Below are 17,091 nucleotides of genomic sequence, written 5' to 3'. Positions count from 1 at the left end.
GACAGCAGCTCATTGCCCCGATTACTATCTCAACTACGTATGCCTACTCAGGCATTTACAATAACACCTCCATTGGGATGAAGCACCTGCCCCGTCATATAGGAAGAATCCGAAGAGGCAAGGTACACATAGGCAGGAGCCATTTCGGCTGGCTGCCCTACTCTTTTCATCGGAACCTGCTGACCAAATTCAGCAACTTGCTCAGCGGAAAAACTTGCAGGAATCAATGGGGTCCATATCGGGCCCGGTGCTACGGCGTTAACGCGGATTCCTTTTTTCACAAGATTTTGCGACAGGGAACGCGTTAAGCCGACTATAGCTCCTTTTGTAGAGGAATAATCAATCAAGTGATCATTGCCTTTATAAGCAGTGACGGAGGTAGTGTTAATAATAACCGCGTCCTTTTTCAAATAAGGCAACAGCGCTTTAATCATATAAAAATAGGAAAAAAAATTGGTTTTGAAAGTAGCTTCAAGTTGTTCACAACTGATATCTTCAATGCTTTCCTGGGGGTGCTGCTCCGCGATATTATTAACCAGGATATCTATCTGTGAAACTTCCTGTATCGCCTTCTGCACCAGCTCTTCACAAGCATTGTAGGACTGTAGGTTTTTCGCAAACAACCAGCACTTTCTTCCACAGTTTTTTATAAAGTCGGCGGTTTCCCGGGCATCCGATTCTTCATCCAGATAATGCACAATGACGTCAGCCCCTTCCAGAGCAAATGCACAGGCCACTGCTCGACCTATACCACTATCTCCACCGGTAATCAAAGCAACCTTACCTGTCAATTTCTGACCTGGTTTATAATCAGGAGAAACATAGACAGGGGCAGGTTGCATGACACTTTCTATCCCAGGTTGCCTTGATTGCTTTTGTGGAGGTAACTGATTTGGATAATCCATCACTTATCTCCTTATATACTATTATACCTCTGAATGCAGACAATGCTTTCTGTGGCAATGAATACCCCCACAGGCTCCAAGACAACTGGATAAAGCACCTATTGCAAACAGAACGAATACTATCCATCCACTCCATGCCAATGTTTCAGGTGAGGCCGCTTTGGTCGCTTCAGTAGCCGGACTTTGGACGGTGACCTGATTTCCCTGAGCCGTCGTATTTCCTGTGTCAACCTTCACTGTGGGTGCCAGGGCAGCAGTGTAAGTGCTGACATAACTACTAAGAGGCATTGCCAGAATAGCAGTTAATAATAACGCCAGACTCCAGGTGGCAAAGCCATATAAAATCCCAACTCCAGGGCTAACCACATGCGCCAGAAACCCGGCAGTAAATCCGGCCAGTCCCATCGCCACAATAGTACCAATTAATAAGCCAATCAGCCCGCCTATGGTAACGGTCGTGGCTTCGTTATCAGACACAAAAGCGGTCAATCCAATAGCAATACTATAAAGGTGCAATAAAAAACCCAGACCAAGACCTACCAGTGCCCCAATGATAATAGCCGACCAGCAAAACCAATGATGGTGCGGAGCGCATAGTTTTTGATCAACTACAACCGTTTCGTGATTCATGATGACTCCTTATTGTATATTTATTGTTATTTTTATAAATGTGAAACAAGCCAAATCAGTAGCAAAATACTGATAGGAATTCCTAACAACCAGCCAATAACATACATCATGATCGCTTCCTCCATCCTTAGTGGTTTACAAAATCTCTCCCCTATGGGGGAGAGAAATTAATTATAAAGATTGATGCGGATTTTCTTTATTATCCATATCCAGTCCTTCATCTTGCTCGGACATGTTCCGCATGCCTTTTTTCTCTTTCAGTGGATCAAAATTTTGCTTTTCCTGTTTTTGATTCTGCGGCATGTTCTGCTTGCCTGAATTCTGATTTTGACCCTGATTGGGTATATTTCTATCCATGATAATATCCTCCAATGATAATAATTCTACGCGACATGAAATCTACGCTATTTACTTTTGTGACTACTACTGGAAGCATTCTTTTTTGTTTGTGAGGATCTTTGATTTCGTTTTCGAGTTTCGGCAGCTTTTTTACCGCCAATTGAGGTACCAGTCATGATTTTTCTCCTTAAAAAATAATCTCCTTATTAAGAACATCGTTTATTGTTAACATCAATTTTTATATGTCCTATTTTAAACTTAGACCCATACAGTCATATGTCAAATAGACCGACTTCCGACGTGATTGGGTTTATACTGTAAGTATCAACTTATCAGCATACTTCAAAATATGAAATCAGGGCAGATGGCTATTGACTTTTTAAAAGAAAGGGATTTAGTTCTGGTCACAGCGGAATCATGTACGGCTGGACAAATTTTAGCTATTCTTGGAAAAATTGAAGGCTGCGGAGAATGCCTTGAGTTGGGGTATGTCGTATATTCTGAAGATGCAAAGAAAAATGTACTTCATGTACGCGATGAAACCATTAAAACTTATACGTTAACGAGTGAACAGGTTGCTCGTGAAATGGCCTTAGGCGCTTTGCAAAAAAGCAAGGCCAATGTTGTAATTGCCACCACCGGATTAACTGGCTCGGAACCGATGGACGGTGTAGAACCAGGTACTATTTGTTTTGCCTGGGGATTAAAGAACAATCAGGGATGGCAGCTCTATTCGGAAACAAAAAAATTTAAGGGAACACGATCTGAAGTTCAAGTGGATGCAGCAAATTATGCACTGGAATCCCTTCCACAGATTTATAATCGCTTAAATTCTGTCTCTGGCTAATCACATCCGAAAATATTAGCTATAATTGGGAGAACAGTCTTGATGAGGGTTACATCTTCTAAATTTTTTCCCACCACGAATTCTTTATGGATCAATAGAATGGATTCTATTTTTCAATTAACCCGTATGGGTGCGAGTTGATTTTGCATTATTTTTTGACATACTGACCATCGTTTACTATATTTAAAGTGTAGGATGATTCAACTGCGAAGATGCAGAGGAACCATTCACTGCAAAAGCCACCGCGTGTGGCTTTTGTCATTAATGAAGTTTATGAATTGATTTACTTAACTGCCCTTTAATCTTGCCATAAACATAATTTAGGAGAAGTCATCATGGAACGACCTCATGAAGTGGTTAAAGCCAGTGAAGTGACTGGAGTCAAAGTTAAAAATCTGAATAATGATAATCTCGGTGAAATCAATGAAATAGTTTTGGATAAAATTTCAGGTTCTGTCAACTACCTGGTATTGGATTCCGGCGGAATGCTTGGGTTTGGAAATAAATTCTTTGCCATGCCCTGGAAATTATTTTCATATGATGAAGAGGATGATTGTTTCGTACTTAATCTCGATAAAGAAATCCTCGAAAATGCGCCCGGTTTTGACAAAGATCACTGGCCAAATTTCGCAACTCCAGAATTTTCTTCAACTGTAGAAAATTATTATAAACCGCATGTTTCAAAGGCAGCATCAGCTCCTATGACCACAGAGCTCTTTCATGATAGGGATTCCGCGGAAAAAGCTTATTTGCGTGCAATTGATCAAGGATACAAACCCGAAGAAATCAGTGTGTTAATGTCAGATGACACCCGTGAAAAATATTATGATTCATTTCTCACGACTGAAGAAACCGGTTCCAAGGCAGTTGAAGGAATGGGAGTCGGAGGCCTTATCGGAGGCACAGTAGGTGCTACCCTGGGTGCAATTGCAGCAATTGGAACCAATCTGATTTTCCCTGGCCTTGGAATCATTGTTGCAGGTCCAATAGCAGCAGGATTAGCCGGTGCTGGTGCAGGCAGTATCTCCGGTGGATTAATTGGTGCCTTAATTGGATGGGGCATCCCTGAAGAACGAGCCAAGGTGTATGAAAAAGGATTGGAATCCGGAGGCATCGTATTGGGAGTGGAAAATCGTAAGGATACAACTTTGGAAAATGATTGGCGCAATTATTCAAGTAACAAAATTCACTAGAATAATTCCCAGCCCTGTCTGAAATGCCGCTTTAAAAGCGGCATTTTTTTATCTTATTCTTTGGAAGCATTCAACATCCAGTGCGCTTTTTCATGCGCTGCGATTCGATCGCTCAGAAGATTGGCCGTTCCTTCATCATGACTTTCCTGAGCGAGTGTGAGCGCCTGATTCAGATCTTTTACCAGGGTCGCATTATCCTCTGCTAACTCAATCACCATCTGATTGGCGGAAAGACCTGAATTGCCGTCCTTGATGCGCTTCAAACGCTCAAACTCCTTAAAAGTAGCAGGCGCTTTATGCCCGGTGATTAAGATGCGTTCTGCCACCTGATCTACTGCTTCAGCCAGTTCCTGATATTGCATTTCAAACAGCTCGTGCAAGGTTTTGAACTGTGGCCCCTTGACATGCCAGTGATAGTTTTGTGTTTTAAGGTATAAGGCATAGGTATCTGCCAGAATGACTGATAATTTCCCTATTACTTGTGACATTTCCCTCTCCTTTTTAATTGGTTTTGAAATAAATATCCGTAAAATTTGGGGAATCAGGATAAGTATTGATAGAATTGCTCCATTAAATCGATTGTTTGAGGCGATAATGGACGAACCACTCTATATATTAAACTCTAATAGTTTAGACAAGATTAATGAAGTACAAAAGGATTTAGCGCTGAATTTACTTGAATCAGGGCAAGTTCTTTATTTCCCGGAATATTTTTACGCCCACAATGCCCAACAAGAACATTATTTGCTCACGGACAAGATCCTGGATGGTCAGCACAAAAATATCAGTTATGACTATTTAAAAGATCGTCTGGGCGGCTATAACACCCATAACCAGGCCCTTCCCTCCATTTTGAAATGTTTTATGCGTCAATTTGCCGAATTTGCAAAACATTTGCTAGATACCGTATGTCCTCTATACGCTGAGCATTTGATCTGGGGCCGTACCAGCTACCGCCCTGCAGAAATCCGCGGCAGGGCAAGTTCAAAGCGAAAGGATGATACCCGTGTTCATGTCGACTCATTTCCTGCATCGCCTGTCAATGGTCGTCGTATTCTGCGGGTTTTTTGTAACATTAATCCCTATGGTGAACCACGAGTGTGGCAACTGGGCGAAGCGTTTAATCAAGTACTGGAACGCTTTTCTCCATCCATCCCCAAATACAATTCCTCTGTTGCCAAACTGTTAAAATGGTTAAAGGTGACTAAAACCATGCGTTCCGCTTATGATCATTATCAGCTGCAACTGCACGATCGCATGAAGCTTGATGACCATTATCAACAGACAGTTTCCAAAAACACCATTAATTTTCAGGCGCAAAGTACCTGGATCGTCTTTACAGATCATGTTTCTCACGCCGCTTTAAGCGGGCAGTTTCTGCTCGAACAAACATTCTATCTGCCAGTTGCTGCGATGAGAAACCCCGAGCACTCTCCTTTACGCTGTTGGGAGAAGAATAAAATGAAAGAATTAGTTCAGGCTTGAAACTAAACCCTAATGCTAAACAGATAATTTTTTGTCAGTTAATATTAAAAAACCAAGGACTGAAAAATGCAAGGAAGAACACGGTATCAACAATTGCTGAAATGGCTCTGCTGTCTACTGACAGCACCCAGCTTGTATGCGGCTACTCCTTTATGGGTATTTGTTCCTCAAACTCCAGTGACATTAACCGTCGCGCCCGGAGAGACAGCTCAGGTGCAATATGCTGTGTATAATCAGTCCGCACGTGCAAAAGTGCTGATAATGCAGCCGATTCAAGGAATCACACAAACCAGTCTTTGCCAATTGCCCGCTAAAGGCTATTGCATCCTGACGTTACAGATCAACGGATCAGCGCTGTCCGGGAACGTCATGGGCGGGCCTGTTTTATGCCAACAAGGCAACCCGAACCAATGTTATCAACCCTCACCTCTTAACAGTCTGGCAATTACCAAAGGCCAGCCCGCCACTGCCTCGATTAGCGCCTCTCCAGCAAACCTCGTTTTAATTATCAATCAAAACGCAAAAGTGGTCACGATTACCAATCACTCCACCCAAATCACCGCGTATAATATTCGGGCGATTCTTCCCTCAAGCTGGACCGATGTCATTCAGGATGCCAGCAGTTGTACCGTATTAGCGCCTGGCGCTTCCTGTCAGATCTCCTTTACCCCAGGCTCCGTTATCCATTCTTTGCAGCTAATTCCTATTCAGGGGGACAATACCTCCAGAGTCTCTATTAGTATTGAAGTGAAGCCAGTCCCGATAGCTATTGCCGCAGGACAATATACAAGTGTTGGCGCTATTCGCCCGCTTATTGCGCTAAGCTCGGATATGGGCACAAGCTGGACTTTTCCTTCAGCTGTAAATTCACCGGTTTTTGTACCTGATAATACTAATTCCTACAATAATAGCGCCGGCTTCTTTGAGTCAAGTTGCGATGCGCAAACCTGTATTGCTGTAGGCCAATACCGCGATGCAGGATTGGTGCAACGCCCCTTGTTGGCAGTTAGTCAGGACTCAGGCTTAAATTGGATCTTTCCGTCTTCTATCAATGCAGCCGTTTTCTCACCAGTTAATACAAACCCCTTTAGTAGCGCAGGTGAATTAGTCGGTGCAACTTGCCAGGGAAGCACTTGTATCGCTGTCGGCAACTACTTTAGTGCAGGAACGCGACGTCCCATCTTGGCAATTAGCCATGATTCAGGTACGAGCTGGAACTTTCCTGCAGTTATCAATGCCCCTGTTTTTACTCCAGATAATACAAATGCTTTTGTCGGTAACGGCAGATTTTTTGCTGTAAACTGCCATGGCGCTATTTGTATAGCCGGTGGTTTATACAGCAGTGTTGGAATTGACAGACCACTTCTGGCGGTTAGCCAGGATCTGGGCCAAAACTGGACTTATCCTTCCGCTATCAATGCCCCCGTTTTTACCCCTGATAATACCAATGCCTTCTCGAATAATGGTTCGTTCAACGGAGTCGTCTGCCAGGATAGTGCGTGTATTGCCGCCGGCAGTTACCGCAGCGGTGGTATTGAAAGGCCATTGCTGGCATTAAGCCAAAACGCCACAGTAACCTGGACTTATCCTTCAGTTGTCAACTCCCCCGTGTTCACACCGGACAATAGCAACGCATTTACAGCTAATGGCAGTTTTGCTGACGTCAACTGTCAGGGAACAACTTGCATAGCAGTAGGACGTTATTTTGGAGGTGGAACTCAACGCCCGCTCGTGGCAGTCAGCCATGACGCAGGCTCTAGCTGGACTTTCCCATCCTCTGTCACTGCACCTGTTTTTACCCCTGACAATACCAATGCCTTCACGGGCAGCGCTAACCTTTTGAGCATCAGTTGCCAGGGTTCTGATTGCGTCACGGGAGGGTTTTATTTTGGGGGGGGCGGATTTAGGCCGCTCCTGGCAGTTAGTCATGACGCAGGGTCTAGCTGGACTTTCCCCTCCTCGGTCACAGCACCAGTCTTTACACCGGATAATACCAATGTCTTTACCAACGATGGCCAGTTTAATGATGTCCATTGTGCAGGAGGGCTTTGTATCGCAGCAGGATTTTATATTACTGGTGGAGTCCAACGCCCCCTTCTCGCTGTTAGTCAGGATTTGGGCCAGACCTGGACCTTTCCATCTGCTGCCAATTCCCCGATTTTTACACCGGATAATAGCAATACATTCTTTGGAGGCCGGCTCGATGCTGCAAGTTCTAATGGCTTATGGCTACCCAGATCACTGTCTTTGCTAGAGACGGAATAAGACTGTTAAATTCCTAGTCTTCGCCTTGAGATGCACCGCATCGCAAGGCGAAAACCTTCTTACTGAGCTGGAGAAGGACTGACTGGCAAAGGCGTATGACAGAGTTTCTCTTCCTGTCTTGTATAAACCGGACTTCCACCAGCCTTTGCAATGAAAGCAGCGGTTGACTCCTTCACCAGCTTATCGATTCGCCCCTCAACCTGCTTTTTTAAAGTGGGCAGCCAAAGAGGCTGTATGCCCGTTCTTTTGCTGATTTCTTCTCTCAGCTGATAGAGGGTTGGTAAATTAAAGCGTTCAACCCAATGCTGCAAGGTGCTTCGATCACGTATATAGCGTGCATTCAATAGTTTATCGAGGTTGGTTATTTCGACCTCTTCCAGCAATAAGCGATGCTGCACTATGTGATATGAAAGTGTGTCCTCGTTCAAACTCAATTGCTTCCTTATATCAGCAATCTTATCCACATCCAAAGTATTTTGATGCTCATTGAGCTGCTCTGTTAAAGCCTCTCTTTTCTTTTTTAAACCATCGATTTTCTCCTGGTGGAATGCCATATCGTTTTGCCATTTTTTTTCTTTGACAAAATTTTCCACACGCTTCACATAACCAGCGATAGTGTTTACACCTGGAGTTTCATAATAATACTTCTGATCCGGAGTGGGTGCCCAATCATTCAAACCTGAGTCGTATAGGGTTTCATAGGTACAAAGTCCATTTGAAAATTTAGCCTTCAATGCATCCGGTAAGGAATAATAAAACTGTCTGAATAACAAAATATACATCTGATCTTCTGTTTTGAATCCAATTTCTTCCATCGAATAAGGAAGTTTCAGCAAGCTGAGAAAATTTCCTTCCCTTGCATTTTCCAAAATGAAAATCATTTGATCCGCTTTTTTCTTAAATTCATCCGAGAATACAGGCATAGAATTATCCTTAATTTTATTGATTCAATTTAATCCACTAAGACGGTTTATTTGTAATCTCTAGCCGACCTGACTATCTCATCTGGGTTCAATGCAAGAGGATCTGGTCTTCTTGAGAATATAGGGCTCTTGCCGGCTTGGTTTAGAAGGGAACTCATCGACCACTCTGCTTTTAACTCGCTTCTGCGAATTTCTATCAATTCATTGCGTTTTGCCTGCCATTCATTTTGCTCGGCAGATCGCTTGCTGATTCTGGACTGAGCCACGGAAAGTGTTCCTAAATTGCATTTATTGATTAATGACAGTAAAGCTCTGTGGCTAGATGAGTACATGGGATCCAGCAATGCATTGACCTGCTTTTTCTCAACTTGCAATTGTTTTATTTGCGAATGATGGTATTTTAGTGTTTCTTCAGTAAGTTCTAACTGTTTAGTCAGATCCTCTTTAATCTCTTTCTGTAGATTCTTGTCCTTTAACTGTTCACTGACTATTCCTCGCCGCTCAGTCAAAGTGTCTATTTTTTTCACATGATAAGCCAGCCAGTTTTCACATATTTGTTCCTCATTATATTTATCTATTCTTTGCACGCAGGCTGTCATAATTGGTATTCCAGGATTAAAAAAATAGGCCCTGGCCCAATCTGTCGGTTCCCAATTTTCCAGACCCAGATAATATAATTTTTCCGCTGTATCAAACTGCTCTGTTTTTCTTGCTGTTAAATGAGCGCGAAGGTTTTCAGGCAATGAATCAAAAAATTTTTTAAACGACTTCATATACAAGATTTCCTCTCTGTTGAATTGCAAGCCAGGGGCTGGATTAGAGGACAATAAGAGCATGTAATTTTCTTTTGCCGCTGCCTTTAAAATAAAAAGCAGCTGCTCTGCTTTTGCTTTGAATTCCTGAGTTAATCTGGTCATAGTAAACTTCCTGTTTTGGATATCAATTTATACAACAAGAGAGTTAAAGAAAAAAGAAATAGTTTTTCCAAAAAAAAACCCGCCATAAGGCGGGTTTTTTCAGGAAGCCAAGGCTTACATCATGCCCATGCCGCCCATACCGCCCATGCCGCCCATATCGCCAGCACCAGCAGCTTCATCTTTCTTTGGCAGTTCAGCAACCATACACTCAGTAGTTAACATGAGGCTGGCAACTGAAGCAGCGTTTTGCAGCGCTGTACGGGTAACTTTAGTTGGATCCAGGATACCCATTTCAACCATATCACCAAATTCACCGCTTGCAGCGTTAAAGCCAAAGTTGTCTTTTTGCTCAGCAACACGGTTAACGATAACAGATGCTTCATAACCTGCGTTGGCAACGATTTGACGCAATGGAGACTCAATAGCACGACGCAGGATGTTGATACCCATATCCTGATCAGCATTGTCGCCTTTCAAACCATTCAGAGCGGATTGAGCACGGATTAAAGCAACACCACCACCCGCTACAATACCTTCTTCAACAGCGGCACGAGTAGCATGCAGAGCGTCTTCAACGCGAGCTTTCTTCTCTTTCATCTCAACTTCAGTAGCAGCACCCACTTTGATAACCGCAACACCGCCGGCCAGTTTGGCAACACGCTCTTGCAGTTTCTCACGATCGTAATCAGAAGTAGTTTCTTCCATTTGAGCGCGGATTTGGCTGATGCGAGCATTGATTTCAGTTGCTTTACCTTCGCCGTCAATAATAGTTGTAGTTTCTTTAGTCACAACCACTCGTTTGGCAGTACCCAGGTCTTCCATAGAAGCACCTTCAAGGCTTTTGCCCACTTCTTCAGAAATCACCTGACCGTTAGTCAGAATAGCAATATCCTGCAACATTGCTTTACGGCGATCGCCAAAGCCAGGCGCTTTAACTGCGCAAACTTTAACAATACCACGCATGTTGTTAACAACCAGAGTAGCCAAGGCTTCGCCTTCAACGTCTTCAGCAACGATCAGTAAAGGACGGCCAGATTTGGCAACCGCTTCCAGAACAGACAACATGTCACGGATGCTGGAAATTTTCTTGTCAACTAACAGAATAAATGGATGCTCAAGTTCAGAGCTCATGTTTTGCTGGTTGTTGATGAAGTATGGAGAAATGTAACCACGATCAAACTGCATTCCTTCAACAACAGACAGCTCATTCTCAAGACCATTACCATCTTCAACAGTGATAACGCCTTCTTTTCCAACTTTTTCCATCGCTTCAGCAATGATTGCGCCGATAGCTTCGTCAGAGTTAGCAGAAATAGTACCTACTTGCGCAATCGCTTTGCCATCTTTACAAGGCTTGGACATGCTTTGCAGGTGTTTGGTAACAGCGATAACTGCCTTGTCAATTCCGCGTTTTAAATCCATTGGATTCATGCCGGCAGCAACTGCTTTGTGGCCTTCAACCAGGATTGAACGAGCCAATACAGTAGCAGTAGTAGTACCATCACCAGCTGCATCAGAAGTTTTGGAAGCCACTTCTTTAACCATTTGAGCGCCCATGTTCATGAAGCGTTGCTCAAACTCGATTTCTTTAGCAACAGACACACCGTCTTTAGTTACAGTGGGAGCGCCGAAGGATTTCTCCAGGACCACATTACGACCACGTGGGCCCATTGTTACTTGTACAGCGTCAGCCAAGCCATTTACACCGGCCAACATTTCCTGGCGCGCATTGTTACCAAAACGTAATTCTTTAGCCATTCTTAAAGTCTCCTAATAATCTGTTGTATGATTAGCCTTCAATAACACCCATGATGTCATCTTCACGCATGACAACCATCTCCTGACCGTCAATTTTGACTTCTGTGCCAGAGTATTTGCCAAATAAAACGACATCGCCTATTTTAACGGCCAATGCACGCACATCACCATTGTCAAGGTTTTTGCCTGGGCCAACAGCCAGTACTTTACCACGAATGGGTTTTTCAGTAGCACTGTCTGGAATTACAATTCCGCCAGCAGTAGTTCGTTCTTCTTCCATGCGCTGAACAACAACACGATCGTGTAAAGGACGAATTTTCATACTTGTTTTCTCCTGGTTTAATTAATCACCTTGTTTTTTCAGAGTGAACTCTGAGCTGAAAGTACTGACTGATACTTCAGTCACTACCGATGACAACCATATGGGGGCATTCATTTCAGATTCAAGGGCAGCAATGCAAATTTTTTAAATTTTTTGATACTAACCGCTATGGAGTTCGATAACTGCTTAATTTTTACTTAATATTGCCAAACTATAATATAGAGCATAGAAAATTATACGATCACTATGGCTAAAAATGACTCCACTATTCCCAAGAGACGGCCAACCCCTCACCCTAAGTCAAGGCAAAACAGGAGACTGCTATTTAATCGCATCCATCGACTGTATTTATAATGCGAGTAAAGAAGGCAGAGAACGTTTAAAGTCAATGTTTAAAGAGCTTGACAATGGTGATGTGGAACTTCGCGTTAAACGTACAAAGCAAAGTGAAAATCTTGATCCCGACAAGATCGGGATTAATTATCGACATCGTATCGATCCAGATACTAATGAGGATGTCATTACCATTCCTCATGCCTACCTTGCTGAAATTGATGCCTCCAGAGAAGGGGTTCGAAGCAATTCACTGGCGGTCAAAATTTTAGAACGTATAAGCTCCTACTATTATAAAAATGCCTGGAAATATCAGCAGAATGTCCTTACCAGCATAAGTGCTCATGATTTAAATAACCGACACGAAGGGACATCTACTGCCTTTGTCGGGCATCTCCTCGAAGTTCATAGTCATGATACAGAGGATATTCAGAAGATCATTAGTTTAAAAAACCGCTGGCCAGAAGCTCCTGTTTACATCAGCCTAGCCTATGGAAAAAAAGATATCCACGGTAAATATCATGGACGACACGGTCTGAGACTGAAGGAAATCATACGGGATAAGAATACTCCTGGAGGATACAAATTTGTTCTGGTGAACCCCTGGAATAACACAAAAGAGGAAACCATTAACCTTGCTGATATCAGAACACGGAATACTCGTTTTTGTTATTTCAGCGAAAATAATGCCAGCGATAGATTAACCTGGGATATTGTCAATTGTACAAATGAACGGACTGGTCGTGCCATTTTTGAAAATTATCAATTATTTCAAGGCCTATTAAGCCTGCAAAAGCAGAATGTCCAACTCAATGGGAATATAGCAAATAACGCAGTTAAATTATATGAACTTGCCCCTGCTATTTTCGATGAACCGGAATTATTAGGCAAATCTCCTATTCGAGAAGCCTTCCTGGCGTGTCTTGAAAGTGCGCCCTATGCTTTTGACAGAAACTTCCACACTCTGAGAACAAGATTTCCCGATTTATTTGAAAAAAAGGATGTCATATCAGCAAGACCCACTCTCCCATCTGCTCCAGAAAAGCCTGAGAATCTGTTTGAAAATGCATTGGAACATGCGATAAGCGAGAAAGCAAAACAAGCCGGTTTTGCCCATAACGCGCGAGAAACGGTGGAAGAAGGTCTGCTCAATTTTTATTTTCAGGGTCAACCCTACAATTTAACCCAAGCCGGCGGTCTTCGTTTTCAATTTACTCGCAAGGAGTTCGATGCGCAAACAATTGCCGACAGCCGGGTAAAGGAACAATTACTTCCCCACGGCTTATCTTTAGCGATGGCAGGTGCTAACTCCGAGCTCACTTCCCATGGTAAAAAGCTGCTGCAAAGTGACTATCCTTTAACAAGAGAGCTATATCAGCAAGTTATTTCCCGGCAAAAAAACAAGAATACAGCACATCTTTTCAACGCTTTATATAATCTGAGTTTGGTGAATCCTCGCGCAGCTGAACAGTTTTTGAAGTTTGCTAAAGAGGATTTATCGGCAAGAGTGAATCTAAACGATATCATTGCGCAGGAGAATGACGCTCCTGTTAGAGACTGGCTTGCCAGACACTTGGCTGATTCTCCACAACCCACTGAACGCCTGCGTCGATTCGAAGAATTCAAAGAGCAACTTGGAAAATTTTCAAGTAAATTCAGCGCCTTGAATTATCAGAAATACGAGGAGCGCCTTGCTGAACTGGACAAATTCCTGGCCGATTTTAAGAATAATCATTCGCAGGAATTATATACCGTTCACCTCGACCAACTCGATGCCCTGGTAGATGAGAAAAAGAATGCATTGAGAAGATCAGTGCAACCCTATTTGCTTGCTGAGGACGCCCTCAATAGAGTGGCAGAGCAAATAAGATCGCTTCCCGTAGCATTTACAAATTGCCATAAAGTAGTGGCTGTCATTTTGCAAAAAGAACAACGGGAAGAGCAGGTTTATCGTTTAGTCAAACAGGACATAGTGGCCCAGGCAGAACGTCTTCTTGGTTATTCGTCCGGATATCCTGCCATTCTGAAAGCGAAAGGCGACTATGAACGAAACCTAAATCAGCAGGCTAGCGGACAAATACAAAATTTAAGAAAGCAGGCGAATGATCTAGTAGCACCTATGGTTACCAGGATTAATGACTTTAATTTTCATTTCAATCATTGCAATGATCTTGTGCAAGTGCGACTGCATCAAAAGGCACTACAAGAGCAGCTGAAAGGCTTAACTGAAACGACTGACGCATCCAGAAAGGCAGCCTCTATTGAAGGCAGTTCAGGATTACCAGGTCTTGTTAAATCAGCCTATCAGGCAAAACTTAATAGTATAATCTCTACTGCTCAGGCTGCTGAGAACAGAATAATAAATCATAGCCAACAGCAACTTGCTAAAATCGCATCTGATATCAATCGTTTTCGCATTCAGTTTCCACAGTGTAATTCTGAGGTAAAGGCTAATGAGCGTCGGGAAGAGCTGAAGCAGCAACTGCTGGCACAACTGGATGTATCCGGTTATGAAAAGGCGCTGGCTAACAGCGGAATCAGTCGCGCGGGATTTGTCGATGGCTATCCCCCTCAGATTGCACAGGCTATAAAGCGAAAACGACAAGACATTGATCGGCAGGCCGATGCGCTTATTGTCAGTATTAGAAAAGCCGCCGCGCCTGAAATTCTTGCCAGTATCAACCTGCAAAAGCATTTGGGCAACCTCGAAAGCAAAGTGAAGGAATTGGAGAAAGAAGCTCGAACCAAACCCGACTATGTAGACCCCGCAAAAAAAGCAAGAACAATGTATACCCGATTGACCAAGAATCAGGAGCGCTTTTTAAATGGTGAATTATCAGTTCCCGACTTTCAAGCAGCCTGTAAAGGCGCTATCGATACCGCTCTACCGGATTTAGCAAATCACAGGGGTTATAAAGTCAAAAAAATCGCACTCCATGTGTTGAGCGCTGTGCTTTCTCTCGGCACAGCCGGCATTGCATTTGGTATCAACTATGCATGGACAGGTCGGTATAGTCTGTTTCAACCCAAAACAGAATCCGAAAGTGTCACTCTTAAGGTGGATGAAGCGATTAAAGGAATCAAACCAAGATAAGATAGCTTTTTGTCTGGCTGAACACTCAAATAATGCCCCATACTTTTTAATATCGGACAATAATTGTATTATAAGCTGCTACGCTATATAGATTAAGTTCAATTTATTGAACCATAACCTGGATTAAGCATGTATAAGTGGTTATTCTTGCTGTCTCTCGCGATTTTTAATGGTTTCGGTTACGCAGCGCCTCTTTCCGCTGAAGAAGTCTTTACAGTCAAGGTAAAACCGGTTGATCCCAATACTTTTTCTATTGATTGGCAAATCAAGCCAGGCTATTTTCTTTATCGCGATCGCATCTCATTGAGTGCGCCTGCTGATCCTGTTCTTCAATTTGGCTCCATTATTTTTCCGCAGGCAAGCGAAAAGAAGGATCGCCAGGGTCATAGTTATCTGGTGTACCGTGATGCATTATCACTATTAATCCCGGTGCTCGGTGAGCAATCAGGAGAAACCTCTGTAAGCCTTCATTATCAGGGATGCTCGGATGATGGTTTCTGTTATCCGCCTGAAACCAAACAGATTAAATTAGCCATTAATGAGCAGTTAGCTTTAGTTTCGGCGTCCACTGGTACCGCAGTTAAGGCACCACCGGTGGTGCAGACCAGTGATCAGGAAAGTGATGCGATAGCTGATATTTATGAAAACTCACACTGGTTTATGGTTATTCTCAGCTTCTTCGGCTTTGGCCTGCTTTTAGCGTTTACACCCTGTGTCTTGCCGATGGTTCCGGTCTTGTCAGGTATTATTGTCGGACATGGACACGATATTTCAACACGCAAGGCGTTTTTGCTGTCTTTCAGTTATGTGCTTAGCATGTCACTGACTTATGCGATTGCGGGCGCCATTGTTGCCACGCTTGGCAGCAATCTGCAAATTATAATGCAGGCGCCCTGGGCTATTGGATTGTTTAGCCTGATATTTATATTACTCGCGCTCTCCATGTTTGGTTTTTTTGAGTTAAAACTGCCTGTTTCCTGGCAGGCTAAATTAGCTAAAGCCAGCCGCAGTCAGCATGGCGGTCATTATCTTGGGGCGGCCATTATGGGCTGCTTGTCAACACTTATTCTTTCTCCCTGCGTAACCGCTCCTTTAATCGGTGCACTGGGATACATTGCGCATTCAGGCAATGTACTGTTTGGCAGCCTGACTCTGTTTTTCCTGGGGCTGGGTATGGGAACCCCCCTTCTGCTGATTGGCACCTCCGCTGGTAAATGGCTGCCCCGGGCTGGAACCTGGATGAATTCGGTAAAAAACTTTTTTGGCTTCCTGTTGCTGGCGGTTGCCATTTATTTGATGGGTCGTCTGTTGCCCCCTCCGGTCACAATGATTTTATGGGCAGCACTTCTCGTTTTCTCCGGTATTTTTGCCGGTGCTCTAAACCCTGCACAAAACAATTCTGAAAAAATGCATCAGAGCACTGGTATTTTACTTCTTGTTTATGGCTTACTGATTCTGGCAGGCGCCAGCATGGGCAGTAAAGATCCCCTGCTGCCTTTAGCAGGTATATTCAGTAAAGCCACTGCAGCCAGTATGGAACGCGAAGAGCTGATTATTAAAACCCCTGCAGAATTAAAAGAGGCGCTGCAAACAGCAGAAGGCCGACCGGTAATGCTTGATTTTTATGCCGACTGGTGTGCATCTTGTAAAGTCATCGCTTCATCCACATTAAACAATACTGAAATTAAAAGAACATTGGGTAATTTTCTGGTTTTGAAAATTGATGTCACTGCCAATGACGCAGCAGCACAGGCACTCATGAAACAGTATCAGGTAGTAGCCCCTCCCACCTTCCTTTTCTTTAATTCAGCAGGAAAAGAGTTAAGCGGACTGCGTTTAGTGGGTGACGTATCTACTCGTGAGTTTTTAGATCGTTTGCAAAAAGTGGAAACGCTGGCAAGAAATTGACTATTTCTCACCCTTTATATCAAATCGTAGGTCGGGCGCTTCGCCCATAGCCGTCAGGCTAAGGAAAATATTTTTGTTTAACAGATTGAATAAATTGAAAAAAGAGCTAGAGTACCCTTTAAATTTTTTCCGGGCAGGAATAAACAAAGGGACTCTATGCTGTTGGATACCA

14 protein-coding genes are annotated in these 17,091 nt (G+C 43.4%); 6 read left to right on the top strand and 8 right to left on the bottom strand.

Translation table 11 applies throughout. From position 1 onward, the window contains the following. Positions 1–47: 47 nt before the first annotated feature. The 3 genes from B1207_RS09860 to B1207_RS09850 all read right to left on the bottom strand — a co-directional run bounded on the left by B1207_RS09860 (position 48) and on the right by B1207_RS09850 (position 1,892). Positions 48–905, bottom strand: coding sequence for an SDR family oxidoreductase (locus B1207_RS09860; RefSeq protein ID WP_112219819.1), 858 nt, complete (start codon positions 903–905; stop codon positions 48–50). Between the two features lie 21 nt (positions 906–926). Beyond that, entirely contained in the window at positions 927–1,535 is a 609-nt protein-coding gene (locus B1207_RS09855) for a hypothetical protein (RefSeq protein WP_253255832.1), read from the bottom strand. Between the two features lie 171 nt (positions 1,536–1,706). Continuing rightward, positions 1,707–1,892: a hypothetical protein gene (locus B1207_RS09850; RefSeq protein ID WP_112219818.1), complete on the bottom strand. Its 186-nt coding sequence runs from the start codon at positions 1,890–1,892 to the stop codon at positions 1,707–1,709. Between the two features lie 331 nt (positions 1,893–2,223). Between B1207_RS09850 and B1207_RS09845 the strand changes: the two genes are divergently transcribed. Continuing rightward, on the top strand, positions 2,224–2,721 hold the full coding sequence (locus B1207_RS09845; protein WP_112219817.1) for a CinA family protein: 498 nt from the start codon (positions 2,224–2,226) through the stop codon (positions 2,719–2,721). A gap of 335 nt (positions 2,722–3,056) precedes the next feature. Continuing rightward, positions 3,057–3,914 carry a PRC-barrel domain-containing protein gene (locus B1207_RS16095; RefSeq protein WP_253255831.1) on the top strand — a complete coding sequence of 286 codons (858 nt, stop codon included), beginning with the start codon at positions 3,057–3,059 and terminating at the stop codon, positions 3,912–3,914. Between the two features lie 53 nt (positions 3,915–3,967). On the opposite strand, the gene B1207_RS09830 is transcribed toward B1207_RS16095, so the two are convergent. Beyond that, on the bottom strand, positions 3,968–4,402 hold the full coding sequence (locus B1207_RS09830) for a Dps family protein (RefSeq protein ID WP_112219816.1): 435 nt from the start codon (positions 4,400–4,402) through the stop codon (positions 3,968–3,970). Between the two features lie 106 nt (positions 4,403–4,508). Between B1207_RS09830 and B1207_RS09825 the strand changes: the two genes are divergently transcribed. Next, a complete protein-coding gene (locus tag B1207_RS09825) occupies positions 4,509–5,399 on the top strand; it encodes a Kdo hydroxylase family protein (protein WP_112219996.1) in 891 nt (296 codons plus the stop codon). Positions 5,400–5,465: 66 nt separating this feature from the next. Beyond that, entirely contained in the window at positions 5,466–7,664 is a 2,199-nt protein-coding gene (locus tag B1207_RS09820; protein ID WP_112219815.1) for a sialidase family protein, read from the top strand. Positions 7,665–7,723: 59 nt separating this feature from the next. Here B1207_RS09820 and B1207_RS09815 read toward each other — a convergent pair whose 3' ends face one another. The 4 genes from B1207_RS09815 to groES all read right to left on the bottom strand — a co-directional run bounded on the left by B1207_RS09815 (position 7,724) and on the right by groES (position 11,584). Continuing rightward, positions 7,724–8,587: a hypothetical protein gene (locus B1207_RS09815; protein WP_112219814.1), complete on the bottom strand. Its 864-nt coding sequence runs from the start codon at positions 8,585–8,587 to the stop codon at positions 7,724–7,726. 47 nt (positions 8,588–8,634) lie between these two features. After that, positions 8,635–9,504, bottom strand: coding sequence for a hypothetical protein (locus tag B1207_RS09810; protein ID WP_112219813.1), 870 nt, complete (start codon positions 9,502–9,504; stop codon positions 8,635–8,637). Positions 9,505–9,618: 114 nt separating this feature from the next. Continuing rightward, positions 9,619–11,262, bottom strand: coding sequence for a chaperonin GroEL (gene groL / locus B1207_RS09805; protein WP_058506165.1), 1,644 nt, complete (start codon positions 11,260–11,262; stop codon positions 9,619–9,621). A gap of 31 nt (positions 11,263–11,293) precedes the next feature. Beyond that, a complete protein-coding gene (groES, locus tag B1207_RS09800; protein ID WP_112219812.1) occupies positions 11,294–11,584 on the bottom strand; it encodes a co-chaperone GroES in 291 nt (96 codons plus the stop codon). A 256-nt stretch (positions 11,585–11,840) separates the two neighbouring features. Here groES and B1207_RS09795 point away from each other — a divergent pair, with 256 nt between their 5' ends. After that, entirely contained in the window at positions 11,841–15,011 is a 3,171-nt protein-coding gene (locus tag B1207_RS09795) for a hypothetical protein (protein ID WP_112219811.1), read from the top strand. Positions 15,012–15,140: 129 nt separating this feature from the next. Then, positions 15,141–16,919, top strand: a complete 1,779-nt coding sequence (gene dsbD, locus B1207_RS09790) for a protein-disulfide reductase DsbD (protein WP_112219810.1) — start codon at positions 15,141–15,143, stop codon at positions 16,917–16,919. Positions 16,920–17,091: the final 172 nt, after the last annotated feature.

This window comes from Legionella quinlivanii, assembly GCF_003265995.1.
GTDB classification, from domain to species: domain Bacteria; phylum Pseudomonadota; class Gammaproteobacteria; order Legionellales; family Legionellaceae; genus Legionella_C; species Legionella_C quinlivanii_A.
This window is presented reverse-complemented; position numbering and strand designations above follow the sequence as displayed.